The sequence below is a fragment of the Lentzea sp. genome, assembly GCF_036380075.1.
GTDB lineage: Bacteria > Actinomycetota > Actinomycetes > Mycobacteriales > Pseudonocardiaceae > Lentzea.
Genome location: NZ_DASVFL010000067.1, coordinates 1 through 24,351, shown reverse-complemented (window position 1 = coordinate 24,351; position 24,351 = coordinate 1). Strand labels below are relative to the sequence as shown.

Below are 24,351 nucleotides of genomic sequence, written 5' to 3'. Positions count from 1 at the left end.
TGTCGCTGTCGACGTGCCGACTGTCCCGACGGGACGACACGACTTCCCCCGCGTTCGGGTTTGGTTCACGCGAGCAAGGAGACCCATGGCTTCCCGGTTGAGGATCGGCGCGGCGCTGCTCGGCGCCACTGCCGCCCTGTCGTTCTCGGCCCTTCCGGCCCACGCCGAAGTGAAGATCACGCCGGATCGCGGCGGCCAGGAGCAGGGCCACGACGTGTGGCTCAAGGACGGTGACAAGGCGCAGAAGCAGGGCACCTCGGTCATCAAGCTCCGCATCGAGGACGACAAGGACCGCACCAACGTCCTCGCCTACTGCGTCGAGCTGCCGACCCCCCTCAAGGACGGCGACGTCCTCAAGGAGGTGCCGTGGGACAAGCACCCGAACCCCAACACCAAGTTCAAGGGTGACAACCCCGGCAAGGTCCTCTGGATCCTGAACCGGTCCTACCCGAACAAGTCGGTCGAGGACATCCGCAAGACGTTCGGCATCGCCAAGCTGGACAAGCAGGACGTCATCGCCGCCACGCAGGCCGCGCTCTGGCACTTCTCGGACAACGCCGAGCTCGACGTCAAGGGCAAGAAGAACGACGCCGAGGTCGTGGAGCTGTACAACAAGTTCGTCACCGACGCCAAGGTCGAGCAGGCCCCGAAGCCGACCCTCGAGATCGACCCGGCCTCGCAGTCCGGCAAGGCCGGCCAGAAGATCGGCCCGTTCAAGGTCACGACCACGGCCTCCGAGGTCAAGCTGACCGCGAACCTGCCCGAGGGCGTCACGATCGTCGACGCGTCCGGCAACCCGCTCGCCGTGCAGAAGAAGAACGACGAGCTCGCCGTCAAGGGCACCGGTGACAAGGTCTCCGAGTTCTTCGTGAGCGTGCCGGAAGGCACGAAGGACGGCAACGCCACCTTCAAGCTCTCGGCCGAGGCCGAGATCGCGCTGGGCCGCCTGTTCGTCTCGCACAACGGCCAGGACGACAACGTCGCGCAGTCGCTCGTCGTCGCGCAGCCGCAGAAGGCCAAGGTCCAGAAGGAGGCCAAGGTCGACTGGAAGACCGAGGTCGTCCCGACCCAGCCGTCGTCCACCTCGCCGACCACGCCGTCCTCGACGACCCCGTCGTCGTCCACCCCGGCGACCACCCCGTCCTCCTCCACCCCGGCCAACCCGGCTCCGGGTGGCAGCACGGACGACAACCTCGCCTCGACCGGTGCCTCGATCCTGTGGCCGCTCGTCGGTGGTCTGGTGCTCGTCGGCGCCGGTGTCGGTGCGCTGTTCGTGGTGCGCCGCAAGAAGGCCGGTGCCTGATCTAGTCAGCACCTCGTAGACGAACGCCCCCAGGTTCCGCGCCGGTCCTGGGGGCGTTTGCCGTTCTCAGGGTGTTCCTAGCGACGGCTCAGGCCCGCCACCGTGATGTCGCCGTCCGCGACCGCGACGTCCCGCTGGGAGGACGCCCCCGAGAAGATCGCCCGCGCCGGGTCGCGGAAACCGCCCACGACCTCCACGCGCTGCACCGGCTTGGCCGTCGGGATCACGGTCTCCGCGTCCCACGTGCGCCCGAACCGGACCAGGTACGTGTTCACGTTCGGCTTCCCGTCCTCGGTGGCGTAGACGCGCCACGTGAACGGGTCGATCTCCTCCATGTCGCGGACCCTCAGCCCCCGCGCGACCTCCCTGGTCTCCCAGGCGCGGCCGTTCCACGTGGACAGGTGGTCGTGCAGCGGTCCGCCCGCCTCGTCGCCGGAGAACCAGAGCAGGAACGGACGGCCCAGCGTCGTGCCCACCAGCTGGATGTAGTCGGGTGACTTGACGTTGTTCGGCAGGGTCAGCGGGGTCTCCGCGACCTTCAGGTGCCGCTCCTGGTCCACGTCGTTGATCTGGGTGCCCAGATCCCTCCCGGACGCCGAGTGGAAGTGCAGGGTCCTCGGGTCGAACCACGCGTAGTAGATGTTGCGGTGGTAGCGGTCGTGCTTGTGGCCCTCGGGACCGCCACCGGCGAGCGTGTAGACGATCCGCACCCGGCCGTCGTCCTCCAGCCGGAGCTGGCCGATGTAGATCTCGTTCATGTTGTCCGCGCGGGACGTCGAGCCGATCGCGAACCGGTCGCCGGTCAGTTCCGTGGAGGTCTTCCACGTCTTCCCGTTGTCCTTGGACACGACGTAGAGCATCGGACGTGTGTCGGTCGGGACGGCCGGGTCGAGGTCGCCGGACGTCTCGCGGAAGAAGACGTAGATCGTGCCGTCACGGGTGACGAACGGCATCGGGTACGTCGCCGCGTTCTTCGAGATCAGCGTCTCCTCCCAGACGCCGTCGGCCGAGTGGGCCTGCGGCGACCGGGACATCCTCAGCTCGACGTTGTGCATGCCGCGGAAGACGAGCAGGTGCCCGTCCGCGGCCTGGACCATGGTCGGGTAGTTGTGCGAGTCGGCGTCGCCGTCGGCGATCCGGTTGGGTGCGGACCACGTGGACCGGCGGTGGTCGTACGTCTGGACGTAGCTGTCCTCGTACTGCCCGGCCCACGAGATGAACGTCTTGCCGGCCTGCTTGTCGTGCACCCCGCCCGCGACGGGACGGCGGTCGCTGCGAGCCGCGACGTTCGTGGCGGTGGCGGTCACCGCGAACTGCGCCTTCCCCTGGACGTCGGCCGTGGCGTGGGCCGAAGGGAGGGCGACGAGCGGCAACAGCAGTGCTGCGGACATAACTCCACGCAGGAGCCGTGTCATGTGGCGTGTCCTCCTGGTTCTGGCCGCGACGGCGGCCGACCAGGCGGCGGCACCCGACATCTTCCGTTTCGCACAGCCGACTTGTCCAGGCGCAGTTAGCGTGATCGCGGCTATCAACACGCGGGGCCCGCTCGGGTACCCTGCGTCAGGAGCGGAGGAGCACCACATGAACTTCGACGAGATCAAGAACAAGGCGCTTGACCTGGCCGAGCAGAACCACGAGAAGGTCGACCAGGGCATCGACGCCGCGGCGGGCTTCGTCGCGGGCAAGTTCGGTCACCAAGAGCAGGTCGACTCGGTCGCCGAGAAGATCAAGGACATCCTTCCAGGTGGATGAGTGAACTCCTTCAACACCACTGACGCTGAGCGGGCCACCTCCGGTGCGGAGACCCGCTCTCCTTCTGCCCGCCGGCCGGAGATGATCACCTGGCAGGGCCTCCACGAGCCACGGCTCGAACAGGTCCGCCTGCTGCTGTCGAGCGACCAGCGCCTGCGCGCGTCCGGTCGCCTCGTCGCCGCCGGACCCGAGGAGCAGTTCAACGCCTCGTTCGAGGTGTCCGTGGGCGAGAGCGGCCAGGTCACCCGCCTGCTGCTGCGCACGGCCACGGTCCTGGAGGAGCGTCAGTGCGCCCTCTCGCGGACAGAGGACGGCGCCTGGCTCGTGGACCACGGCCAGGGCAGCAAGCGCGAGACGTTCAACGGCGCCCTCGACGTCGACGTCCAGTTCGCCGTGCTGTTCAACGCCATCCCGATCCGCCGCCTCGGCCTGCACCGCGAGCCGGGCGAGCACGCGCTGCCGGTCGTGCGGGTGTCGCTGCCCGACCTGTCGGTGCGTGCCGTGACCCAGACCTACAAGACGGTGTCGGTGGGCGACGACGTCTCGGTGGTGCGGTTCAAGAGCGGCGGCTTCGAGCAGAACATCAAGGTCGACGCGAACGGCCTGGTCGTCGACTACCCGCTGATCTCGAAGCGGATTTAGAAGCCCTCCAAGAAGTACTTCCTTCGTGGCGAGTCGCCTCCGAACGATGGAAGTGCTTCGCCATGCCTTCTAGCTTGCCGCCATGCCGAAACGATTCTCGAGCGTGGTGGGGCGCTCGTTCGGTGATGGCGTCCGCGACGCCATCCGGTCCACCGGCCTGACGCAGCGGCGGATCGCCGAGCTGCTCGACTGGGAGGAGGCGAAGGTCTCCGACCTGGTGCGGGGCAAGGGCGGGGTCACCGAGGTCGAGGTGGCCATGCTGCTCGGCCTGTGCCGGGTGGAGGCCGACGAGGGCCGCCGCCTGATGGCGCTGTTCAAGGAGACCCGCAAGAACGGGTTCCTGGTCTTCCCCGAGGACGGGATCCCGGACCAGGTGCGGTCGCTGGTCGAGCAGGAACGCCTCGCCAACGAGATCACCATGTGGTCGATGAACCTGATCCCGGGGCCCTTGCAGATTCCCGCGTACACCCGCGCGCTCATCGAGCGGTCGGTCAGGGCGAAGACCGTGGAGGTCGAAGAGGTCATCGCCGCGAAGGCGGCGCGGCAGAGGATCTTCCACTACAGCCGGCAGTTCGTCTTCTACGTGCACGAACAGGCACTCCGCCTCCCCGTCGGGGGACCGGCGGTGATGCGGGAGCAGCTGCTCCACGTGCTGGCGATGGGGAACCGCCTGTACATCAGCGTGAGGGTCGTGCCCATCTCCTTCGGGGCGCACGCGGGCCTCTCCGGCTCCTTCTACTACCTCGGCTACGAGAAGTACGAGCCGGTCGTCTTCACCGAAACCGAGAACACCAGCCTCTTCATCGAGGACAAAGCCTCGCTCGGCACGTATGCCGAGGTGATCAAGTTGCTCGACCGCCAAGCCTTGGATGCGGAAGAATCGAGGAGGCTGATCACCAGCATCCTGGCTTGAGGGGGCTCGCATGTCCGCGTGGCGCAAGAGCAGCTACAGCCCGGTGAACGACTGCGTCGAGGTGCGCCAGGGCGTCGGCATCCGCGACAGCAAGGCGCCGGCCACGCACCTGCCCGTGTCGGGCCAGGCCTGGTCGGCGTTCCTGAGCGTGGTGAAGGCTCCGCAAAACTAAGCTCCTGGGCATGCCAGGAGGCCGACTCACCCAGCAGGAACGCCGCCAGATCGCCCTCGGCCTGGCCGACGGCCTCGCCTACGCGGAGATCGCGCGCGGCCTGGAGCGTCCCACCTCGACCGTCACGCGCGAGGTGATGCGCAACGGCGGTCCGGCCGGGTACAAGGCCGATCTCGCGCACCTCGCCACCGAGCGCAGGGCCCAGCGGCGCAAGCCGGCGTCGGCCAGGAGCCGGCAGGCACTGGAACGCGTGGACGGGCGTGACCCGGCGGCGGTGCGCGAGTTCGAGGAGGTGTTCTCCGGGATCTTCGTCGCGCAGGGCCTGCCGAAGATGACGGCCCGTGCGCTCGCGAGCCTCTACGCCACCGACTCGGGCAGCCTGACCGCGGCGGAGCTGGTGGCGCACCTGCAGGTCAGTCCGGCGTCGGTGTCCAAGGCGATGTCGTACCTGGAGAGCCAGGGGCTGATCGGGCGCGTGCGCGACGAGCGGCGGCGCGACCGGTACGTCGTCGACGAGGGCGACATCTGGTACCAGTCGATGATCGCGAGCGCCGCCGGCACGACGCAGCTCGCCGACGCGGCGCGGCAGGGTGTCAGCAGCCTCGGGCCCGGCACCCGGGCCGCGACGCGGCTGGAGAACATCGCGCGGTTCCTGGACTTCGTGTCCGAGGCGATCACCCGCGCCGCCGAGCAGGCGCGGGACATCCTGCACCCGAAGCCCTGAAGAGCTAGACGCGCACCGCCACCGCGACGCCCTGGCCGACGCCCACGCACGCCGCGGCGACGCCGATGCCGCCGCCGCGCGACCGCAGGTGGCGGCACACGTCGACGATCACGCGCGGCATCGAGGCGCCGAGCGGGTGGCCGTAGGCGATGGCGCCGCCGTGGACGTTGACCTTCTCGCGGTCGATCTCCGGCAGGTGGTGCAGCACCGAGAGCGCCATCGCGGCGAACGCCTCGTTGATCTCCCACAGGTCGACCTGCGACGCCTCCAGGTGCAGGCGTCCCAGCAGCTTCCGGATCGCCGAGACGGGCGCGATCGTGAACCGGTGCGGCTCCTCGCCGGTCGTCGCGCTGCCGAGCACCTCGCCGAGCGGGTCCACGCCCAGCTCCTCGGCGACGGCTTCCGTGCCGAGCAACGCCGCCAGCGCGCCGTCGTTGAGCGGGGACGCGTTGCCGGCCGTCACCGTCCCGTTCTCGGAGAACGCGGGCTTGAGCCTGGCGAGCTTCTCGACGCTGGTGTCCGCGCGGACGTTCTCGTCGCGCCGGATCGCGGTGCCGTCCGGCAGCTGCACGGGGAACGCGAACCCCTCGTGCACGCCCGCGTCCCACGCCGCCGCAGCCCGGCGGTGCGAGCGCAGGGCGAAGGTGTCCATCTGGTCGCGGGTGATGCCGAGCTCGTGCGCGACGGTCTCGGCGGCCAGTCCCAGCGGCACGGTGTAGTGCTTGGGCATCCGCGGGTTCACGAGCCGCCAGCCCAGCGCCGTCGACACGGTCTCCAAGCGGTCGGGGAAGGCCTTGTCGGGCCGGGCCGTCACGAACGGCGCCCGCGACATCCCCTCGACACCACCGGCGACGACCAGGTCGGCGTCACCGGCGAGCAGCGCCCGCGCGCCCTGGATGATCGACTCGCCGCCGGACGCGCACAGCCGGTTGAGCGTCACGCCCGGCACCGAGACCGGCAGCCCCGCCAGCAACGCGGCCATGCGCGCGACGTTGCGGTTGTCCTCGCCGGCGCCGTTGGCGTCGCCCAGCAGCACGTCGTCGATGCGCGCGAGGTCGAGATCGGGGTAGCGGCGCAGCAGGTCGACGATGGGCAGTGCGGCCAGGTCGTCCACCCGGATGCCGGACAGGCCACCGCGGTAGCGGCCGAACGGCGTGCGGGCGGCGTCGATGATCAATGCGCGAGCCATGCACCCCATCTTGGGGCACTCACGCCTTGAGCAAAAAGGGGACGTAACCCGTTTCGGGGTCCACACCGGACTCGGTGCTGAAGGCCTTCACCTCGATGGCGTGCGCACCGGCGGACATCGTCCCGGTGTTGAGCGAGAGCCGCCACCGGCCCGCGGCGGCCGGTCCATCCGCCGTGGTCGGGACGGTCGCCACGTGCGTGCCGTCGATCCTGACCTCGAACCCGGCCAGGCCCGCCACGGCCGAGTCCAGGGCGTTGACGCGGACCTCCAGCACCACGCGGCCGCGGGTGAACGCGGCGCCGCTCTCGATGGGCTGGCCGCCCGCGTCCAGGACCTCGGGAACCGGGTCGGCGAGCGTCGGCTTGGCGTCGACCAGGGGCGTGCCGGGCTGGCGTTGCGGCACGTCCATCGCGCCGGTCAGTTCGACGTCGGTGTGCGTGACCTGGATGCGGTCGGGGCTGGGGAGCTGCACGTTCACCGTCTCGGTGAACGCCTCCTTCGGCAGGTCGGCGACGGCCGGGTACTCCGCGCCGGGCTTCCACGGCGTGCCCTCGACGGCCGGTCGCAGCGGGGTGTCCACGCCGTTGACCTTGATCGTGGTGAGCGCGTCGCCCTCCCGCGAGGGGATCAGTGCGATGCGGAGCTGAACTGCGGTGACGCCCTCGATCGGGGTGGGGCTCGACGTCGGCCCGTCGACGCGGACCTGCGGCGTGGGCGAGACGGGTGGCGCGTCGGACTTCGCGGCGCGGTAGCCGATCAGGTCGACGCCCGCGCGGACCCGGTCGCCCGCGAGTGCCGCGACGCCGACCAGCGCCGTCGCCTCGCGCCACTGCGGCACGAACGGCGAGGTGGCGACGACCTCGCCATCCCGTTCGACGCGCACGCCGTTCGACGTCAGGACGATCTCCCAGCGCGTGGTGACGCCCGGCAGCGCGGCCGGGACGGCCTTGGCCGGGGTGCCGTTCGGGACGAGCTCGACGATCGAGTTGCCGGCCACGTCCGTCGAGACGGTCGCGCGGATCGCGTTCGGCGGCACCGGGTCGCCCTGCACGCTCACCGGACCCGGCACGAGGTCGAGCAGCAGCTTGCCGCCGGTGCTCGGGGCGTCGGTCTCGACGACGAACCGGCTCTCGTCGTCGTTGCGCACGAACGGCGTGCGCGACCGCAGCGTCACGGCGCGGGTGCCGCAGCTGCTGCTGATCACGAGCCGGTCGTGGTCCTCGCTGTCGCCGGAGGTCGCGCGGGCGCAGTCGGTGCGCTTGGCGAGCCGCCACCGCCCGAGGTCCGGCTCGTCGGAGCCGTCGAAGCGGTCGACGAACGTGTACGGCGCGTTGTCGGCGTTCGGGGTCGCCGCGGTCCGCGCGGGCTGGGAGCGCTGGCCGAACGCGTCCACGGCGCGGACCTCGATCTGCTGCTCGCGCCCGTTCTCCAGGCCGTTGAGCTGGACGCCCGGCCGCGTCACGAGCCGGACCCGGTCGCCCCAGCGGACCTCGTACGCGGGGGAGTCGCCGGTCCAGGTGACCGCGATCCGGTGGTGGCGGCCGCGTGCGACGACGTTCGACGGCGTGGCCGGACGGCCCTGCGGGCTCGGCGCCAGCACCTGCTCCGCGACGAACGGCTTGAGCTTGGTCGGCGGCGGGGGAGCCGCGGGCAGGCCGGACTCGCTCTCGCCGGTGTCGCGCAGCAGGACCACGCCGACCACCAGCGCGAGGCCCGCAACGGCGAAGGCGACCCGCTTCATAGCCGTCACGCTAGGGCGTTCACCCCAGCTCGAACACGGTTTCGGTGGTAACGGGTTCGCCGTGGTCCGCCGGAAGGACGCTGAGCTTGAGCCGAGCGAGCGACCGGGGGGCCAGGTTCCCGGCGTCGAGCCAGAACTCGTGCCTGCCGGGGACGGCGTCGCCCTGTTCGTTCGTGGGCAGAGCGACGATCCGCTTTCCGTCCAGCTCCAGTTCGATGCCGCGGTGGCCGATGCCGTTGACCTCGGCGGTGACGAGGACCCGTCCGGTGGCCGGCAGCTTCTGCGGGGGCTTGGTGCCGTCCTCGTGCATGACGTGCAGCCGCGGTCCGCCGGTCTTGATCCCGCCGGGGCGATCCGCGAGCCGCGGCAGCGCCTGAGGACGGCTCTCGGGCTTGCGGATCACCACGAGCTGGGCGTCCCGCACGGCCGCGACCTTCCTCGCCGCGACGTCGGTGACCTCGACCTGGTTGCCCGGCCGGGGCGTGACGACCTTCGCGGCGACCGCGTCGTGTGGGACCTCGACGTCCTGCACGAGCGGGATGACCTCGGTGGGCACGACCCGTTCCGGCACGCCGCCGACGCCGAACGCGTCGAGGAAGCCGCCGCCGTCGATGCGGATCCGCGGGTGCACGAGCGGGGTGCTGATCGCGACGGGCTCGTAGGCGACCACGACGCCGTCCCGCAGCGCGACGACCGCGTCCGGCAGCACCCGCATCTCCCACCGGTGCCGCACGCCCGCGACGAGCCCGGTGATCTGCGAGTCGCCGAGCGGGACCTGCTTGGCGGTGCGGGGGAGGTCGGGGTCGGCGATGATCCGCGTGCCCTGCGTGGTGATGTCGAGGCTCACCGCGCCCTTCGGCTGCGCGTCGGTCTCCTTCAGGTACTGCCACGGGTCCGGCAGCATCGTGAGCCGCACGTGGCTCGACTCGACGGCACCGGCGACGCTGATGATCGCCCGGCCGACCGCGCCGTCGCCCGCGGGCACGCCGAACCGGATGGGCGTGTTCGACTGGAACGACGCCATCGGGCAGTCGACGTCCACGCGCCTGCCCGGACCGAACGGCCGCAGCCCGAGGCACTCCGGTTCGGCCTCGACGCGCCACTTGCGGGGGTCGAGCGCCTCCGGTCCGTCGAACCTGTCGACCTGGCCGACGAGCTGGTCGTCCCACCGGTCGTCGTAGAGGTCCGCGGGGCGTGCGGCGATCTTGAGCGGCTCCGACCGCCTGCCGGTCGCGCTGACGGCCCTGACCTCGACCTCGACCTCGTCGTCGGGGTTCAGGCCGGGCAGCTCCACCTCGGGACCGGGCACGAGCTGCTGGTTGCCGTTCCAGCGCACCTCGTAGGCGGACGCGGAACCGTTCCACGCGACCTGCAGCGCGTCGGCGTCCAGCGCCTGGACCCGTGCGTTGGCCGGCCTGGTCGGTTCCTGGAGGGCCACGACCTCGACGCCGTCGGCGATCTCCCGCTTGAGGGTGTCCGGCGCGTCACCCGCGCGCAGGGCCACGACGGCACCGACGACGAGCACGAGCCCACCGACGCCGCCGGCGAGCGTCCGTCGATCCATCGGGCGACCTTACGACGTTTCCGCCGAGGCGGTGCTGCCGTTCAGCCCAACCACCCGTCCTCCACGCGACCCGAGGTTCCGCAGCGCCGCCAGAGCGCCCGGCTTGGTCAGGTCGATGGTGACCGCCGTGCGTTTCGGCTGGTTGACCAGCACGTTGCGACCTTCGTGACCCGCCTCGACCGTCTTCGCCAGACCGCCGGTGGACGCGAGCGACCCGCGGGCGGCGCCGAGCCGTCCGAGCGCGTCGTCGACGGCCGTCAGCAGCGCGTCCCTGTTGCCCTCGCACATCGCCCGGACCAGCTCCGGCCTGCTGCCCGCGACCCGCGTGCCGTCGCCGAAGCTGCCCGCCGCGAGCGCCATCGCCAACGGCCCGCCGCCGGCGCCCACCGCCGCCAGGACCGCCGCCATGATGTGCGGCAGGTGGCTGATCCGCGCCACGGCCTCGTCGTGCTCCTCCGGCGTCGTCGGCACGACGTGGGCACCGAGGTCGAGCGCGAGCCGGATGACGTCGTTGAGGTGGTCGTCCGCCTCCTCGGGCGTGACGACCCAGGCCGCGTCCCGGAAGAGGGTGGCGCTGCCCGCGTCCCAGCCGCTGCGGCTCGTGCCGGCCATGGGGTGCCCGCCGACGAACCGCACGTTCTTCGCGTACCGGTGCACGGCGTCGTGGACGGGCCCCTTGACGCTGGTGACGTCCGTGAGCCGGGTGCCCTCGGGCACCTTGCGCAGCAGGTCGGGGAGCGCGGGCAGCGGCACGGCGAGGACGACCAGCGCCTCCGGGTCGCGGCCGAGGGCGTCGTCGACCGTCGTGACGTCGAAGCCCTCGGCACGCGCCCTGTCCGCGTCCTCGCCGCTCGCGGTCGCACCCCACACCGTGCGCCCGGCAGCCTTGGCGGCCCGCAGCACGGAGCCGCCGATCAGTCCCAGTCCGATCACGCACACGTCTCGCACGCGCCCATCATTCCGTGTGAGGGGTGTTCGGACTAACAGCGACCGTGCTTGCTCACGTGTGGCCGTCCGGCGCCTCGGTGCTCAACACGGACATCCGCGCCAGCCACGTGCCCTTGCCGTCCTGGACGAACACCAGTCCGTCGCCGTCCGCCGCGATCACCCAGTCGAGGATCTGCAGCTCGTCGTTGGGCAGGAAGTCGTGGTCTTTGTCGCCGAACGGGACGACCTGCTGGAGGTCCGCGGTGCACACCCAGTACTCCGCCGCCTCCACGTCCACCTTCCACCACGTCGTGCCGTGGGAGGCGAACTCGGCGATCTTGCGGGAGCCGGTGGTGACCAGCCCGGAGACCAGCAGGTGGTCCATCAGCGGGTAGGTCAGGCCGAGGTCGACCCAGCCGATGGACGTGCCGCCGTCGGTCACCGCGACGTCGTCGGGCGTCTCGCGCTCCCGGAGGAGGTGGGTCGAGAGGCAGACGCCGTCCGGGGTCTCCAGGACGTACGCGTCGTCGAGCATGCACCGGAAGGCGTACGACGGCGTCACGTCGCGGGCCTCGTCGAACTCCTGCTGCAGGATCTTCACCGGATCCGTCTTCCAGGCGGGCTGGTCGAGCGGCGTCAGCCCGTTCAGGTCGAAGAAGGCCGGCTTGCTGCTGCTGCGCAGGAAGTACGCGGGGGCTCCGAACGTCGAGTACGCGATCTTCGCCTCGGGAGTGACCAGGTGGACCTTGAGGGCGAAGAAGAGGCCGTCGACCAGCACTACGTCGTTCTTGTGCTCCGCTTCGGGAAGTGTCTGCACCCAGGCGTTCACCGCCTTGTCGGGCCACGGGTAGGACATGAATCCCGTGTGCGCCTTGGTCAGGTCTGTCGCGTGCACGTGCCGCATCAGGTCCAGGGCGCAGGACTGAGCGCTGTTCGGGAAGACCTGCACGAGGCAGTTCGGCAGCTTGTTCGTGTCGAGCTTGAACTCGATGGCCGTGTGCAGCGCGATGTCGTGCACGCCGGCGGGGTCGTACGAGTACCAGCCCGCTTTCTTGACCAGGCCGCCGATGAACGGCAGGAAGACGTGGCCGGGCGCGTACCCGTACGGCTCGATCACGTTCGCGACGACGTGGTCGAGCTTCTTCTTCTGGCGGACGACCTCCCGCAGGACGACGCTGGTCCCCGCCCCACCCAGTTCGATCTTCGTGCAGGAGGAGCGGGGTACAGCGCACGCGACGCGTCCTTTGCCGGTGAGAGCGCCGTACAAGAAGAACAGCTCGGAGACCTCGTACTTCTCCAGCAGGAACTTGAACTTCGACTGCGGAGCCTCGTTGAGCGGCGGTGCCCACACCACCACGGCCTCGCCCAACGGCGCCGACCACTTGGCGTAGTCGCAGACGAAGTGGAAGGCCTTGTCCCCGTGGAGCTCCGCGTCCGGGAAGTTGAGCGAGACGTAGTTCAGCGACCTCCGCACCTGGCCCAGCTTCCGTTGCAGCTTCTGCTCTTCCGCCGCGTGCTGCACGGCCGCCTTCTCCGCGTTCTGCTGGGCCGCGTCCCACGCCGTGGCCTGCTTCTGAGGGGCCGGACCCGCGTTCGCCGCCACCTGGGCGGGCGGGAAGAACGCGGTCTTCGCCGCCCTCAGCCGGGAGTACGCCGAGTCCAGCAACGCCTGGATCGTCGTCCCGTTGGCCAGGAACCAGGTGTAGGCGTTGTTCTGCTGGGGCTTGGTCAGGTCCGTGAAGTGCTCGGCGCCCGCGTGGAAGTTGTCCGCGCCGCCGAGCCACACGTGCAGGTTCCGGAAGGCGTGCTGGTTCGGGGTGGCGTGGACCTGCGTGCAGTTCGTGGACTTGAGCGGCGTCTTCAGGATGAGCGTGATGTGGAAGGAGGGGTGGGCGGGGCACTGGTACACGGCTGATGTCGTGGAGTGCGGATTGCTCCTGGTCCACGTGGTGCCGTTGAGATCGAGCGTTGCGGGCGGGAACTGGTCCCCCTGGGCGTGCGTCACGGGCCCTCCTCGGCAGCGATGTGCCCCGGGAGGAGTCGTGGCCGCCCGGGACGTCCCTGAGGGAATCCGTCCGGGCGGCCGTCCGTTACGCCTGGCCGATCACCGGATGCCGGTCACCGCAGGGCGTCCAGCGCGAACGCCGCGTACGTCGCCACCCCGTGCTCCATCGCGGCCTCGTCGAACAGCACGCGGTTGGAGTGGTTCGGCGCCGCGTCCTCCACCTCGGTCCCGCGCGGGCAGGCGCCGAGGAACGCCAGCGCGCCCGGCACCCGTTGCAGCACGTAGGAGAAGTCCTCCGCGCCCATCAGCGGGTCCTGCATCGGCTCGCTCCACGACGGGCCCATCGCCCGCGCCGCCAGGTCGACGACGTGCTGCCCGACGACGTCGTCGTTCACCGTCACCGGGTAGCCCGGCACGATGCTGACCTCGGCGTGGCACCCGTACGCGGCGGCCGTGTGCTTGATGGTCTGCTTGAGCTCCTTGTGCACGAGCGCGCGCGTCGCCTCGGACAGCGTCCTGATCGTGCCGTCGAGGGTCGCGACCTCGGGGATGATGTTGGTCGTCGTGCCGGCGTTGATCTGCGCGACCGTCACCACGGCCGGTTCGTGCACGCTGACCCGCCGGCCGACCATCGTCTGCAGCGCCCCGACCATCGCCGCGGCCGCCGGCACCGGGTCGAGCGCGTTGTGCGGCATCGCGCCGTGGCCGCCGCGGCCCTTCACGTGCACGTGGAACGTGTCCGCGGACGCCATCATCGCCCCCGGCCGGCACGTCACCACGCCCGACTTCATCGTCGAGGTGATGTGCAGCGCGAACGCCTTCTCCACGCCGTCGTCGAGCAGGCCTTCCTCGATCATGTACCGGGCACCGTGGTAGCCCTCCTCGCCCGGCTGGAACATGAACAGCACCCTGCCGCGCAGGGCGTCGCGCCGGTCCGCGAGCAGCCGGGCGGACGAGGCCAGCATCGCCACGTGCGTGTCGTGCCCGCAGGCGTGCATGTTCCCGTCCACTTCGGACGCGAACGGCAGGCCCGTGTCCTCCTGGAGCGGGAGCCCGTCCATGTCGCCGCGCAGCAGCACCGTCGGCCCCGGCCGTTCACCTTCGAGCACCGCCACGACCGAGGTCGTCGACTCGCCCTTCGTGACCGTCAGCGGCAGCCCCTCCAGCGCGTGCAGGATCGCCGCCTGGGTCTTGGGGTTCTGCAGCCCCTGCTCGGGCTGCCGGTGGATCTGCCGTCGCAGCGCCACCGTGCGCGGCTGGAGCGCACGCGCCCCTTCGAGCAGTCCTGCGAGACGGGGGTCCGGCGTAGTTGTGCTCATCAGTCGATGGTGCCACCACCTCGGCTACCGGGAAGGTCGTCTGGGCCCTACGGTGTGCTCATGACAGAGCAGGAGCCGGTCAACGGCTTCGCGGTCGCGGTCGTCCGGGAGGACGGCCGCTGGCGGTGCAGCAGGATGGACAGCTCCGCGCTGTCGGAGCTGGACGCGGCGATCACGCAGTTGCGCCAGCTGAGGTCGACAGGAGCCGTGTTCGGCCTCCTCGCCGTCGACGACGAGTTCTTCATCGTCCTGCGCCCCGTGCCCGGAGGCGTGGCGCTGCTGCTCTCCGACGCGGCCGCCGCCCTCGACTACGACATCGCCGCCGACGTCCTGGACCTGCTGCGCGTCGAACCCCCGGACGACGAGGACAACGAGATCTGGCCCGAGGGCGACCTCGGCGTGCTGACCGACCTCGGCATGCCCTCGCACGAGCTCCAGATCATCGTCGACGAGGTCGACCTCTACCCGGACGAGCAGCTCCAGATGATCGCCCAGCGCATCGGCTTCATCGACGAGTTCACCCAGCTCCTCGACACGATCCAGGCGTGAACGTCTCGTCGGAGGACATGGTCCGAGCCGCGCTGAAGGCGGCTTCGGGTTCGGGCGAGGACGTCCCGATCGGCGCCGTGGTGTTCGCCCCGGACGGCTCGGTGCTGGCCGAGGCCTGCAACGCCCGCGAGGCCCTGGGCGACCCGACCGCACACGCCGAGGTCCTGGCCCTGCGCGCAGCGGCCTCCCGGTTCGGCGACGGCTGGCGCCTCGACGGCTGCACCCTCGCCGTGACGCTGGAACCGTGCACGATGTGCGCCGGCGCGTTGGTGCTGGCCCGTGTCTCTCGTCTCGTCTTCGGCGCCTGGGAGCCCAAAACCGGCGCCGTGGGGTCTCTGTGGGACGTCGTGCGCGACCGCCGGCTCAACCACCGGCCGGAGGTGCACGGCGGTGTGTTGGAGGGCGAGTGCGCTGACCTGCTCGAACGCTTCTTCCGGACCCAGCGTTAACCCCGTGGATCGGGCTGTGTATTGTTCTTACCGGTGGCGTGTCCGAGCGGCCGAAGGAGCACGCCTCGAAAGCGTGTGAGGTGCAAGCCTCCGTGGGTTCAAATCCCACCGCCACCGCTGCTCAGAGCCCCGGTTGCCGATCATGGCAATCGGGGCTCTGACGTTTGGTGGCGTTAGTAGCGGCAGTTGTGGCCGATGTCGGCACCTCTGTTCCGCCGAGGGTGAAACGAGTCAGCCGATCGATACCGGCGTCTGAGAGGCAGGAGCGGCCTACGGCAGCGTCAGGAACTCGGCGGGCGTCAGCCCTGCCTGCCGGATGATCGAGGCGAGCGTGCCGCGTTTCACAGTGCCGTGCATCGGCACGATGACCGTGCGGCCGTCGTCATGGCGGTAGACAGCGTGGCTGCCTTTGGTGCGGGTGTGTTCGAATCCGAGCGAGTGCAGCACACGGGTGACCTTGCGGACGGCGACGTCCGACAGAGCAGGACTCACGCGGCCGGTACCTGGAACGAGGTCACCAACGGCGTTGCCGTCACCGCAGGTTCGGGCACCTCGGACAGGTACAGCTCGACCGCTTCACGGAGGTTGCTCAGCGCCTCCTCGATCGACTGTCCCTGGCTGGCCACGTCGACCTCAAGACACTGAGCGATGTACCAGTCCTCTTCCTGGTGCACCGCTGCGGTCAGCGTCCGCTGTTCGCTCATACACGCCAGTGTCCCACTCTGGGACATCTCATGTCTTCAACGGAGAGATCCGGGGCCCTTTTCGCGTCTCTAGAACCGGATGCGGTCCAGCACCAGGTCCAGCAGCGCGCGGTCCCCGAACACCTCCAGCCCGTCCACCGGCCGACGCCGGTAAACAGCCAGCACGAGGTCGACCACCGGACCGCGGACCGCCACCGAGGCCTTCTCGTGCCCTTCCCGCACCACGGGCGCCGAGCCGGTGAGGTCGACCACGAACTCCGCCTCCACATCCGTCGCGTGCAGGTGCACGGTCCCGGAACCGGCCAGCGGAGCGGTCTCAGAAGGCCACCGCTGGAACGCGTACGGCACCGCGAGACCGGTCCACTCGCGCAGCGTGTCCTGGGCGATCTCCGGGTCCAGCGAGTACGGCACGCCCAGCGCGTCGAAGGCGTCCCAGCGGTGGATCACGGTCTCGTGCGTCATCCGCCGCGACCACACGCGCGGGCCCGGGAAGCCTCCCAGCGGAGCGATCATCTCCTCCTGGTCGACCTCGCCCAGCACCTCGGCGAGCGACGTGGCGCCCTCGCGCAGCCACGGGATCAGGTCGGACGGCTTTTCACCCACATACGACGACAGCTGCTGGGCCCTGTTGCGGGAGAAGTCGATCTCCGGCAACCTCTCGCGGAGCATCGTGCCGGCCCAGCGGTGGGCGTGGCCGAGGTGGCGCAGGAGTTGGTTGAGGGTCCAGTCCGGGATGGACGGCACCTGAAGGCCCAGGTCAGCATCGTCCAGGGACGCGACCAGCAGTTCGGTTTGGTTGACGATCTCGGCGCGGCGGCGCTCGTAGCTCGGAATCCCCATGCCTCTAAACGTAGGGACACCGGCCGGTGCCTGGGAGGGGTCCACCGGCCGGCGTTCCGAGGACGAGCATACACCATGATCGAACACTTGTTCGAGTGATGATTGATGGGCCAACCGGTTAACCGTTAGTAACAACGGCTACCAATGCTCACTCGAACGGGTAAGGATGCGTCGGTCCGCCGCATCCCCTGGAGGAAGTTTTGAGACCCACCCTGCCCGTCGTCGGGACAGCGGTGGCGGCACTCGTGCTCGCCGCCGCACCCGCCGTCGCCGCACCCAGCACCGACGCGCTGATCTCCGAGGTCTACGGAGGCGGCGGCAACTCCGGCGCCACCCTGACGCAGGACTTCGTCGAGCTGGCCAACTCCGGCGCCACCGCGTTCGCCCTCGACGGCTTCAGCGTCCAGTACATCTCCGCCAGCCCCGGCGCGAGCACGCAGTGGGGCGTCACCCCGCTGACCGGCTCGATCGCACCCGGCAAGACCTTCCTCGTCGCGGAGGCCAAGGGCACCGGCGGCACCGTCGAGCTGCCCGCTCCGGACGCCACGGGCACCATCGCCATGAGCGCGACCGGCGGCACCATCGCGCTCGTCAGCGGCACCACGGCCCTCACCTGCAAGACGGCCGCCGACTGCGCCGCCGAGCCGCGGGTCAAGGACCTCGTCGGCTACGGCACGGCCGCCGTCCGCGAGGGCACCGCGACGGGCGCGCTGAGCAACACCACCTCGGCGTCGCGCAAGACCGGGCTGGCCGATACTGACGACAACTCAGCGGACTTCGCCGTCGGCGCTCCCACCCCGACCAACTCCAAGGGCGAGACGCCGGGCGGCGGCAACCCGGACCCGGACCCCGATCCCGACCCCACGCCCGGCGACAAGCGCATCCGCGACGTCCAGGGCGTCACGCGCGTCTCGCCGCTGGTGGGCCAGAAGGTCACCAACGTCCCCGGCGTCGTCACCGGCACGCGCGCCACGGGTGACCGCGGCTTCTGGATCCAGGACACCACCCCGGACGACGACCCGCGCACCAGCGAGGGCGTCTTCGTCTACACGGCCGGCAGCGCGCCGACCGTCGCCGTGGGCGACAGCGTGCTGGTCAGCGGCACGGTCGCCGAGTACCGGCCGGGCGGCGACACGGGTTCCAACCAGACCCTCACCGAGATCACCTCGCCCACCACGATCACGGTCTCGAAGGGCAACCCCGTCCCGGCGCCCGTCGTCGTGAAGAACGTCCCGGCCGGCTACCTGCCCGCGCCCGGCGGCAGCATCGAGCAGCTCCCGCTGGAGCCGGCCAAGTACGGCCTCGACTACTTCGAGTCGCTCGAGGGCATGCTCGTCCAGGTCGACGACGCCCGCGTGGTCGGCCCGAGCAACACGTTCGGCGAGGTCTGGGTCACGGTCAACCCCGACCAGTTCCGCACGCAGCGCGGCGGCACCATCTACACCGGCTACGACCAGCAGAACAGCGGCCGCCTGAAGATCAAGACCGCCGGCACGCTGCCCGCCGCGAACGTCGGTGACGTGTTCACCGGCGCGACCGTCGGCGCCATGGAGTACACGAACTTCGGCGGCTACACGCTGGCCGCGCTGAACCTCGGCACGTACGCCTCCTCCAACCTGCAGCGCGAGGTCACGGCGCAGCAGAAGGAGTCCGAGCTCTCGGTCGCGACCTACAACGTCGAGAACCTCGACCCGTCCGACCCGCAGGAGAAGTTCGACCGCCTCGCGGACGGCGTCACGACGAACCTGCGCAGCCCGGACGTGCTGGTGCTGGAGGAGATCCAGGACAACAACGGCGCGACCAACGACGGCGTCGTCGCGGCGGACCAGACGCTGCAGAAGTTCTCGGACGCGATCGCGGCCAAGGGCGGCCCGCGCTACCAGTGGCGCCAGATCGACCCGGAGAACCTCAAGGACGGCGGCGAGCCCGGCGGCAACATCCGCGTCGGCTTCTTCTTCAACCCGCAGCGGGTGTCCTTCGTGGACCGTCCCGGCGGCGACTTCAAGACGCCCGTCCAGGTCGTGAAGAAGAACGGCCGCGCCGCGCTTTCCGTGTCACCGGGCCGGATCGACCCGCTGAACGACGCGTGGACCGCGAGCCGCAAGCCGCTCGCCGGCGAGTTCAAGTTCCGCGGCCGCACCGTCTTCGTCGTCGCGAACCACTTCAACTCCAAGGGCGGCGACGAGGCCATCCACGGCCGCAACCAGCCGCCGACCCGTTCCTCGGAGGTGCAGCGCGCCAAGCAGGCCGCGGCGCTGAAGGCGTTCACCGAGCAGATCCGCGCGATCGACAAGGGCGCCAACGTGGTGCTCGCGGGCGACCTGAACGACTACCAGTTCTCGCCCGCGCTCAAGACGCTGACCGGTGACGGCAACCTGAAGGCGCTGATCGAGACGCTGCCCGTCAGCGAGCGGTACAGCTACGTCTTCGAGGGCAACTCGCAGACGCTCGACCACCTGTTGATGAGCAAGAACATCACGCGCTTCAGCTACGACGTGGTGCACATCAACGCCGAGTTCGCCGACCAGGCGAGCGACCACGACCCGCAGATCGTCCGCGCCCGCCCCTCCACGGGTGACGCGAACGTCGACAAGATCGTGTTCGCCCTCGAGGACATCATCGACTGCCTGAAGAAGTAGCCTCCGCAGCTGCCGTCGCCGCGTCAGCCAGACGACGCGGCGGCGGCAGCGGCCGTCGCGGCCATGACACCGGCCTGGATCGCCTGGATGGCCTTGCGCACGGCGTCACCGGCCCAGTTGCCGTCGGCGATGTCCTTGGCCCGCCGCTTCAGCTCGCGCTTGTCGCCCTCGAACACCCTGTGCACACCGTTCGCCGCGTGCAGCAGCGTGATCAACGACCCGGTGCGCTCATCCGCCCCGCGATACCCGCGCACGACGTCGCCGACGGCCTGGCGCACCTCGTCGTTCCTGCGCTCGTCGGTGATCACGTAACTCCTGCCGGGGAAGATCCCGAGCACCTTGCGCGCCTCGACCCGCACGGCGCCACCGGTCTCCAGCTCCGCGGCCACGGTGTCGCGCACCCGTTTCCGCAGCCGCTCCACCGCCTTCTGCGGCTTCATCGGCTGGTCGATCCTCGACACCGACTCCTGGAGCAACGGGTTCGTCAACGGCGCCGGGTCGACGACCCGGAGCTTCTTGCCGTCGGGCTCGAACGCGACGCGTCCCGAGTTCACCAGCTCGATGAGCACGGCACCGGCGAGCGCGTTCTCCGCGGAGGTCGAGTCGACGTGCAGCTTTCCGGTCTGCTGGTTGATGAACAGCAGCATCAGCTCTTCGTGCAGCATCATGCAACCGTAACGCCGGAAGGGCGCCGAACGTTGAGGTTCGGCGCCCTTCCGGAGAAAAGAGCGGAGGATACGGGATTTGAACCCGTGAGGGGGTGAACCCAACACGATTTCCAGTCGTGCGCACTAGGCCGCTATGCGAATCCTCCGTGGAGAACCTTACCGGACGGGGGTTCCGGGGCCCAAAACGGGGGTCGCCGAAAAAACCTCGGGGGTCGTGTCGATCTGACGGAGGCCCGCTCGTCGTGGTCCCGTAAACACCGACTGAGGAGGGCACACCGTGAAGTACATGCTGATGATCTACGCGGCCGCTGACCAGCAGGCGAACTGCACCGTCGCGGACTGGCAGGCCTACGAGAAGGAGATGAAGGACGCGGGCGTCCTGGTCTCCGGCCACTCGCTGGCCGACCTCGTCACCGCCACCACCGTCCAGGTCGGACAGGACGGCAGGCGCACGGTCACCGACGGGCCGTTCGCCGAGACGCGCGAGGTGCTGGGCGGCTACGACGTCATCGACGTGCCGGACCTCGACGCCGCGCTGGAGTGGGCGGCGAAGTGCCCCGGCTCGCGCGATGGCGGGGCCGTGGTCGTGAGGCCGATCGCCGAGTTCGACTTCTGATCCGGTGAACGTCGAGCAGGTGTTCCGGGAGGAGCGCGGCCGGCTGCTCGCCACCCTGGTCAAGCGCTTCGGCGACCTCGACCTGGCCGAGGAGGTCACCTCCGACGCGGTCGAGGCGGCGTTGCGGCACTGGCCGGTGGACGGGGTGCCGGACCGGCCCGGCGCGTGGTTGCTCACGACCGCGCGCCGCAAGGCCGTCGACCGGTTGCGCCGCGACAAGGTGCACGCGGCGCGGCTGGCGGTGCTGCAGGTGGAGGTCGACCGCGCGGACCCGCCCGCGGGGGACGTGCTGCCGGACGAGCGGCTGGAGCTGTTCTTCACGTGCGCGCACCCGGCGTTGCCGGAGGAGGACCGCGGCGCGCTGGTCCTGCGCTGCCTCGCGGGCTTCACGACGCCCGAGGTCGCGCGGGCCTACCTCGTGCCGGTCACGACCATGCAGCAACGGATCGTGCGCGCGAAGAAGAAGATCAGCCAGGCGCGCATCCCGTTCCGCGTGCCGGACCCGCACGAGCTCCCGGAACGCCTGCCCGGCGTGCTCCAGGCCGTCTACTCGATCTTCACCGAGGGGTACGCGGCCCAGCGCGACGACCTCGCGGAGGAGGCGGTCCGGCTGGCGCGGATCCTGGCGAACCTGCTGCCGGGGGAGCGGGAGGTGACGGGCCTGCTGGCGTTGATGCTGCTCGTCCACGCCCGCCGCGGCGCCCGGCCGGAGCTGCTGGAGGACCAGGACCGCGCACTCTGGGACCGCGACATGATCGACGAGGGCACGGCGTTGGCCGAACGTGCTCTCACGGGCGGCTACGGGCCGTACGGCGTGCAGGCGGCCATCAACGCGTTGCACGACGAGGCGCCGGACTTCGAGAACACCGACTGGCCGCAGATCGTGGCGCTCTACGGCGTCCTCGACAAGCTCACGCCGTCACCGGTCGTCCAGCTGAACAGGGCGGCGGCGGTCGCCATGCGCGACGGGGCCGCGGCCGGGCTCGCGTTGCTCGACGAGCTCGCCGGCGAACCCAGGCTCCGCGACTACCACCCGTTCAGGGCTGCCCGCGCCGACCTGCTCCACCGGCTCGGCCGCGACGAGGAGGCCGCGCGGGCCTACCGCGAGGCGATCGAGCTCGCCGGAACCGATCCGGAACGGGACTTCCTGCGCCGCAGGCTGGCGGAGATCGAGTCCTGACCAGGTGTTCCGGAGTTGTCCACACCTGGGGACAACGCTGTGGGCAACTCGAACATGCGTTCGATCAACATCGTTCGCTACACTTGCGTCGGACCTCGTGCGGCACACATCTCGCGAACCTCCCCAGGGCCGGAAGGCAGCAAGGATAAGCGGGCTCTGGTGGGTGCACGGGGTCCCCTTTTTGTGTCGGTGCCCCCCGGTACTGTCTCGGGCGTGGCGCTCGCTCTGTATCGCAAGTACCGTCCGGCCACGTTCTCCGAGGTCGTTGGCCAGGAGCACGTGACCGATCCGCTGCGTGTCGCGTTGTCGGCGGGCAGGGTGAACCACGCGTACCTGTTCAGCGGCCCGCGCGGCTGCGGCAAGACCTCGTCGGCCCGCATCCTGGCCCGCTCGCTGAACTGCGTGAAGGGCCCGACGCCCGACCCGTGCGGCGAGTGCAACAGCTGCATCGGCCTCGCGCCCAACGGCACGGGCAGCGTCGACGTGGTGGAGCTCGACGCGGCGTCGCACGGTGGCGTGGAAGACGCCCGCGAACTGCGCGACAAGGCGTTCTACGCCCCGGCGGAGGCCAAGTACCGCGTCTTCATCATCGACGAGGCGCACATGGTCACCACGCAGGGCTTCAACGCCCTGCTGAAGATCGTCGAAGAGCCGCCGGACCACCTGATCTTCATCTTCGCCACCACCGAGCCGGACAAGGTCCTCCCGACCATCCGCTCGCGCACGCACCACTACCCGTTCCGCCTGATCCCGCCCGGCGTCATGCGCACCCTGCTCGAACGCAACTGCGCCGCCGAGGGCGTGGCCGTCGAACCGGCTGTCTTCCCGCTGGTCATCCGCGCGGGCGGCGGCTCGGCCCGCGACACGCAGTCGGTCATGGACCAGCTCCTGTCCGGCGCGGGCCCCGACGGGGTGAAGTACGAGCGCGCCATCACCCTCCTGGGCGTCACCGACTCGGCCCTGATCAACGACGTGGTCGACGGCCTCTCCGCAGGCGACGGCGCGGCGGTCTTCGGCACCATCGACCGCCTGGTGGACGCGGGCCACGACCCCCGCCGCTTCGCGAGCGACCTCCTCGACCGCCTCCGCGACCTGGTCCTGCTCTGCGCGGTCCCCGACGCGGCCGACCGCAACCTGGTCAACGCCCCGGAGGACGAGCTCGCCACGATGGCGGCCCAGGCCGAACGAATCGGCCCGGCCACCCTGACCCGCTACGCCGAGATCGTCCACGCGGGCCTGGTGGAGATGCGCGGCGCCACGGCCCCCCGCCTGCTGCTGGAACTCCTGGTCTCCCGCATGCTCCTGCCGTCGGTGAGCCAGTCGGAAGCGGCCCTGCTCCAACGCCTCGAACAACTGGAACGCCGCCCCCCGGCCGCCATCGCGGCAGCACCGGGCGACCCCCAGGCACCAGCAGGCGGCCCGGTCTTCACCCGCAGGTCCCAGCAACCAGCGACCCCCGCAGACCAGCCGGCACCCACGCGCCCGACCCCACCCGTCCCCGCGACGATCCAGGTGGAGGCAGCAGCACCCCCGGCGCCCACCCCGGTTCAAGCCGCTCCAGTCCAGGCACCCCCCGCTCCCACCCCGACCCCGACCCCGGTAGCCGTCGCGGAACCGGCCCCCCAGGCACCACCGCAGTCCCCGGAGCCCGCAGCAACCGCCGTGGGCGCCATGGACGCGACAGCGGTCCGCAGGGTCTGGTCGGAACTGCTGGCAGCGGTCCGCTCCTCCAGCAGGAGCACCGAGGCGATGCTGACCAACGCGATGGTCAGCGAGGTGGACGGCAACACCGTCACCGTCACCCACACCTCAGCCCCCCTGGCCCGCCGCCTCGCAGAACCCCGCAACACCGAGGCGATCGCCAACGCCCTGGCCACCGTTCTAGGCGGCACCTGGCAGGTCCGCTGCACCCACGGCACCCCAGGCGCCACCCCACAGGCAACCGCCCAGGCCAAGGCCCCCCGCCCAGCCCCCACCCGCCCAAGCCAGCAGGGCCAACCGCAACAAGCAAGGCAACCGGACCCACCCCAACGCCCGGCCCCCCGCCCACCGGCAGACGACGTCCCACCGCCCCCAGAACCACCCGAGCCCGACGACCCCCTGCCGCCAGAGCCGGACGACGAAGAGGCGATGCTCGCCGAGGCCGCCCGCCCACTGGACCCGTCAGCAGTAGTCCCACAAGCGCAGGACCCGGAAACGGTGCTGCTCAAACTGCTGGCAGACGAACTCGGCGCTCGCCCGCTGAAGAAGGCCTGACAGCGAAGCCGAAGGCGAGCAGTCTTGGCTTGTGCTCTTGGCTTTTTCCATGCCTGGCAGGTGGGGTGGTCCCGTCACGAGCAGTGCTCACGCGTTTGCCGCGCCCGAGGGGAGAGGTCAAGTCGCACGCTTTTCGCGACTTGACCTCTCCCCTCGGGTGTGGCTGCCTCGAGCACTGCTCGTGACGGGACCACCCCAC

Annotated in this window: 23 protein-coding genes, 2 tRNA genes and 1 other RNA gene; 14 read left to right on the top strand and 12 right to left on the bottom strand. The window is 70.4% G+C overall.

Going from position 1 to position 24,351, the window contains the following annotated elements; genetic code table 11:
* Window positions 1-85: 85 nt before the first annotated feature.
* Window positions 86-1,303 (top strand): thioester domain-containing protein, encoded by a 1,218-nt coding sequence (locus VF330_RS08105; protein ID WP_330850882.1) that lies wholly within the window; start codon window positions 86-88, stop codon window positions 1,301-1,303.
* Window positions 1,304-1,380: 77 nt separating this feature from the next.
* Here VF330_RS08105 and VF330_RS08100 read toward each other — a convergent pair whose 3' ends face one another.
* Window positions 1,381-2,694 carry a BNR-4 repeat-containing protein gene (locus VF330_RS08100; RefSeq protein ID WP_330850881.1) on the bottom strand — a complete coding sequence of 438 codons (1,314 nt, stop codon included), beginning with the start codon at window positions 2,692-2,694 and terminating at the stop codon, window positions 1,381-1,383.
* 190 nt (window positions 2,695-2,884) lie between these two features.
* Between VF330_RS08100 and VF330_RS08095 the strand changes: the two genes are divergently transcribed.
* From VF330_RS08095 to VF330_RS08075, 5 genes are all read left to right on the top strand, one after another.
* Complete coding sequence (locus tag VF330_RS08095; protein WP_330850880.1) at window positions 2,885-3,055, top strand: antitoxin; 171 nt, start codon at window positions 2,885-2,887, stop codon at window positions 3,053-3,055.
* Entirely contained in the window at window positions 3,056-3,697 is a 642-nt protein-coding gene (locus VF330_RS08090) for a putative glycolipid-binding domain-containing protein (RefSeq protein WP_330850879.1), read from the top strand.
* Window positions 3,698-3,779: 82 nt separating this feature from the next.
* Complete coding sequence (locus VF330_RS08085; RefSeq protein ID WP_330850878.1) at window positions 3,780-4,610, top strand: DUF5753 domain-containing protein; 831 nt, start codon at window positions 3,780-3,782, stop codon at window positions 4,608-4,610.
* A gap of 10 nt (window positions 4,611-4,620) precedes the next feature.
* Window positions 4,621-4,782 carry a DUF397 domain-containing protein gene (locus VF330_RS08080; protein WP_330850877.1) on the top strand — a complete coding sequence of 54 codons (162 nt, stop codon included), beginning with the start codon at window positions 4,621-4,623 and terminating at the stop codon, window positions 4,780-4,782.
* Window positions 4,783-4,792: 10 nt separating this feature from the next.
* Window positions 4,793-5,506, top strand: coding sequence for a GbsR/MarR family transcriptional regulator (locus VF330_RS08075; RefSeq protein ID WP_330850876.1), 714 nt, complete (start codon window positions 4,793-4,795; stop codon window positions 5,504-5,506).
* Between the two features lie 4 nt (window positions 5,507-5,510).
* On the opposite strand, the gene VF330_RS08070 is transcribed toward VF330_RS08075, so the two are convergent.
* The 6 genes from VF330_RS08070 to VF330_RS08045 form a co-directional block, all read right to left on the bottom strand.
* Window positions 5,511-6,695, bottom strand: a complete 1,185-nt coding sequence (locus VF330_RS08070; protein ID WP_330850875.1) for a thiolase family protein — start codon at window positions 6,693-6,695, stop codon at window positions 5,511-5,513.
* A 19-nt stretch (window positions 6,696-6,714) separates the two neighbouring features.
* The gene (locus tag VF330_RS08065) at window positions 6,715-8,436 is read right to left on the bottom strand and encodes a hypothetical protein (RefSeq protein ID WP_330850874.1); all 1,722 of its coding nucleotides are present in this window, start codon (window positions 8,434-8,436) and stop codon (window positions 6,715-6,717) included.
* 19 nt (window positions 8,437-8,455) lie between these two features.
* Window positions 8,456-10,000: a fibronectin type III domain-containing protein gene (locus VF330_RS08060; protein WP_330850873.1), complete on the bottom strand. Its 1,545-nt coding sequence runs from the start codon at window positions 9,998-10,000 to the stop codon at window positions 8,456-8,458.
* A 9-nt stretch (window positions 10,001-10,009) separates the two neighbouring features.
* Complete coding sequence (locus VF330_RS08055; RefSeq protein ID WP_330850872.1) at window positions 10,010-10,948, bottom strand: prephenate dehydrogenase; 939 nt, start codon at window positions 10,946-10,948, stop codon at window positions 10,010-10,012.
* A gap of 52 nt (window positions 10,949-11,000) precedes the next feature.
* Window positions 11,001-12,932: a hypothetical protein gene (locus VF330_RS08050; protein ID WP_330850871.1), complete on the bottom strand. Its 1,932-nt coding sequence runs from the start codon at window positions 12,930-12,932 to the stop codon at window positions 11,001-11,003.
* Window positions 12,933-13,045: 113 nt separating this feature from the next.
* Entirely contained in the window at window positions 13,046-14,251 is a 1,206-nt protein-coding gene (locus tag VF330_RS08045) for a M20 family metallopeptidase (protein WP_330850870.1), read from the bottom strand.
* 60 nt (window positions 14,252-14,311) lie between these two features.
* On the opposite strand from VF330_RS08045, the gene VF330_RS08040 reads away from it, so the two are divergent.
* The 3 genes from VF330_RS08040 (at window position 14,312) to VF330_RS08030 (ending at window position 15,366) form a co-directional block, all read left to right on the top strand.
* Window positions 14,312-14,800 carry a tRNA adenosine deaminase-associated protein gene (locus VF330_RS08040; protein WP_330850869.1) on the top strand — a complete coding sequence of 163 codons (489 nt, stop codon included), beginning with the start codon at window positions 14,312-14,314 and terminating at the stop codon, window positions 14,798-14,800.
* Window positions 14,801-14,817: 17 nt separating this feature from the next.
* Window positions 14,818-15,249: a nucleoside deaminase gene (locus tag VF330_RS08035; protein WP_330850974.1), complete on the top strand. Its 432-nt coding sequence runs from the start codon at window positions 14,818-14,820 to the stop codon at window positions 15,247-15,249.
* A gap of 32 nt (window positions 15,250-15,281) precedes the next feature.
* Window positions 15,282-15,366: transfer RNA gene (locus VF330_RS08030), tRNA-Ser, on the top strand.
* 153 nt (window positions 15,367-15,519) lie between these two features.
* Here VF330_RS08030 and VF330_RS08025 read toward each other — a convergent pair.
* From VF330_RS08025 to VF330_RS08015, 3 genes are all read right to left on the bottom strand, one after another.
* The gene (locus VF330_RS08025) at window positions 15,520-15,741 is read right to left on the bottom strand and encodes a type II toxin-antitoxin system HicA family toxin (RefSeq protein WP_330850868.1); all 222 of its coding nucleotides are present in this window, start codon (window positions 15,739-15,741) and stop codon (window positions 15,520-15,522) included.
* On the bottom strand, window positions 15,738-15,953 hold the full coding sequence (locus tag VF330_RS08020; RefSeq protein ID WP_189260145.1) for a type II toxin-antitoxin system HicB family antitoxin: 216 nt from the start codon (window positions 15,951-15,953) through the stop codon (window positions 15,738-15,740). Before VF330_RS08020 ends, VF330_RS08025 begins: the two co-directional genes overlap by 4 nt.
* 69 nt (window positions 15,954-16,022) lie before the next feature.
* Window positions 16,023-16,793, bottom strand: coding sequence for a maleylpyruvate isomerase family mycothiol-dependent enzyme (locus VF330_RS08015; RefSeq protein WP_330850867.1), 771 nt, complete (start codon window positions 16,791-16,793; stop codon window positions 16,023-16,025).
* Window positions 16,794-16,993: 200 nt separating this feature from the next.
* On the opposite strand from VF330_RS08015, the gene VF330_RS08010 reads away from it, so the two are divergent.
* Complete coding sequence (locus VF330_RS08010; protein ID WP_330850866.1) at window positions 16,994-19,432, top strand: endonuclease/exonuclease/phosphatase family protein; 2,439 nt, start codon at window positions 16,994-16,996, stop codon at window positions 19,430-19,432.
* Window positions 19,433-19,455: 23 nt separating this feature from the next.
* On the opposite strand, the gene VF330_RS08005 is transcribed toward VF330_RS08010, so the two are convergent.
* Entirely contained in the window at window positions 19,456-20,097 is a 642-nt protein-coding gene (locus VF330_RS08005) for a GOLPH3/VPS74 family protein (protein ID WP_330850865.1), read from the bottom strand.
* A 64-nt stretch (window positions 20,098-20,161) separates the two neighbouring features.
* Window positions 20,162-20,246 (bottom strand) — tRNA-Ser (locus VF330_RS08000).
* A 131-nt stretch (window positions 20,247-20,377) separates the two neighbouring features.
* On the opposite strand from VF330_RS08000, the gene VF330_RS07995 reads away from it, so the two are divergent.
* The 4 genes from VF330_RS07995 to VF330_RS07980 all read left to right on the top strand — a co-directional run bounded on the left by VF330_RS07995 (window position 20,378) and on the right by VF330_RS07980 (window position 24,152).
* Window positions 20,378-20,716, top strand: coding sequence for a YciI family protein (locus VF330_RS07995; protein ID WP_330850864.1), 339 nt, complete (start codon window positions 20,378-20,380; stop codon window positions 20,714-20,716).
* A gap of 4 nt (window positions 20,717-20,720) precedes the next feature.
* On the top strand, window positions 20,721-21,896 hold the full coding sequence (locus VF330_RS07990) for an RNA polymerase sigma factor (protein WP_330850863.1): 1,176 nt from the start codon (window positions 20,721-20,723) through the stop codon (window positions 21,894-21,896).
* 86 nt (window positions 21,897-21,982) lie between these two features.
* Window positions 21,983-22,079: signal recognition particle sRNA small type (ffs, locus tag VF330_RS07985), an RNA gene on the top strand.
* Window positions 22,080-22,109: 30 nt separating this feature from the next.
* Window positions 22,110-24,152: a DNA polymerase III subunit gamma and tau gene (locus tag VF330_RS07980; RefSeq protein ID WP_330850862.1), complete on the top strand. Its 2,043-nt coding sequence runs from the start codon at window positions 22,110-22,112 to the stop codon at window positions 24,150-24,152.
* The last annotated feature ends 199 nt before the right edge of the window (window positions 24,153-24,351 follow it).

Bases quoted from the DNA above. Each gene is read 5' to 3' on its own strand.
- VF330_RS08075 (WP_330850876.1), top strand. From the start codon at position 4,793: ATGCCAGGAGGCCGACTCACCCAGCAGGAACGCCGCCAGATCGCCCTC.
- VF330_RS08045 (WP_330850870.1), bottom strand. From the start codon at position 14,251: ATGAGCACAACTACGCCGGACCCCCGTCTCGCAGGACTGCTCGAAGGG.
- VF330_RS08040 (WP_330850869.1), top strand. From the start codon at position 14,312: ATGACAGAGCAGGAGCCGGTCAACGGCTTCGCGGTCGCGGTCGTCCGG.
- VF330_RS08015 (WP_330850867.1), bottom strand. From the start codon at position 16,793: ATGGGGATTCCGAGCTACGAGCGCCGCCGCGCCGAGATCGTCAACCAA.
- VF330_RS08095 (WP_330850880.1), top strand. From the start codon at position 2,885: ATGAACTTCGACGAGATCAAGAACAAGGCGCTTGACCTGGCCGAGCAG.
- VF330_RS08080 (WP_330850877.1), top strand. From the start codon at position 4,621: ATGTCCGCGTGGCGCAAGAGCAGCTACAGCCCGGTGAACGACTGCGTC.
- VF330_RS08005 (WP_330850865.1), bottom strand. From the start codon at position 20,097: ATGCTGCACGAAGAGCTGATGCTGCTGTTCATCAACCAGCAGACCGGA.
- VF330_RS08105 (WP_330850882.1), top strand. From the start codon at position 86: ATGGCTTCCCGGTTGAGGATCGGCGCGGCGCTGCTCGGCGCCACTGCC.
- VF330_RS08020 (WP_189260145.1), bottom strand. From the start codon at position 15,953: ATGAGCGAACAGCGGACGCTGACCGCAGCGGTGCACCAGGAAGAGGAC.
- VF330_RS08065 (WP_330850874.1), bottom strand. From the start codon at position 8,436: ATGAAGCGGGTCGCCTTCGCCGTTGCGGGCCTCGCGCTGGTGGTCGGC.
- VF330_RS08085 (WP_330850878.1), top strand. From the start codon at position 3,780: ATGCCGAAACGATTCTCGAGCGTGGTGGGGCGCTCGTTCGGTGATGGC.
- VF330_RS08070 (WP_330850875.1), bottom strand. From the start codon at position 6,695: ATGGCTCGCGCATTGATCATCGACGCCGCCCGCACGCCGTTCGGCCGC.
- VF330_RS08035 (WP_330850974.1), top strand. From the start codon at position 14,818: ATGGTCCGAGCCGCGCTGAAGGCGGCTTCGGGTTCGGGCGAGGACGTC.
- VF330_RS08100 (WP_330850881.1), bottom strand. From the start codon at position 2,694: ATGTCCGCAGCACTGCTGTTGCCGCTCGTCGCCCTCCCTTCGGCCCAC.
- VF330_RS08060 (WP_330850873.1), bottom strand. From the start codon at position 10,000: ATGGATCGACGGACGCTCGCCGGCGGCGTCGGTGGGCTCGTGCTCGTC.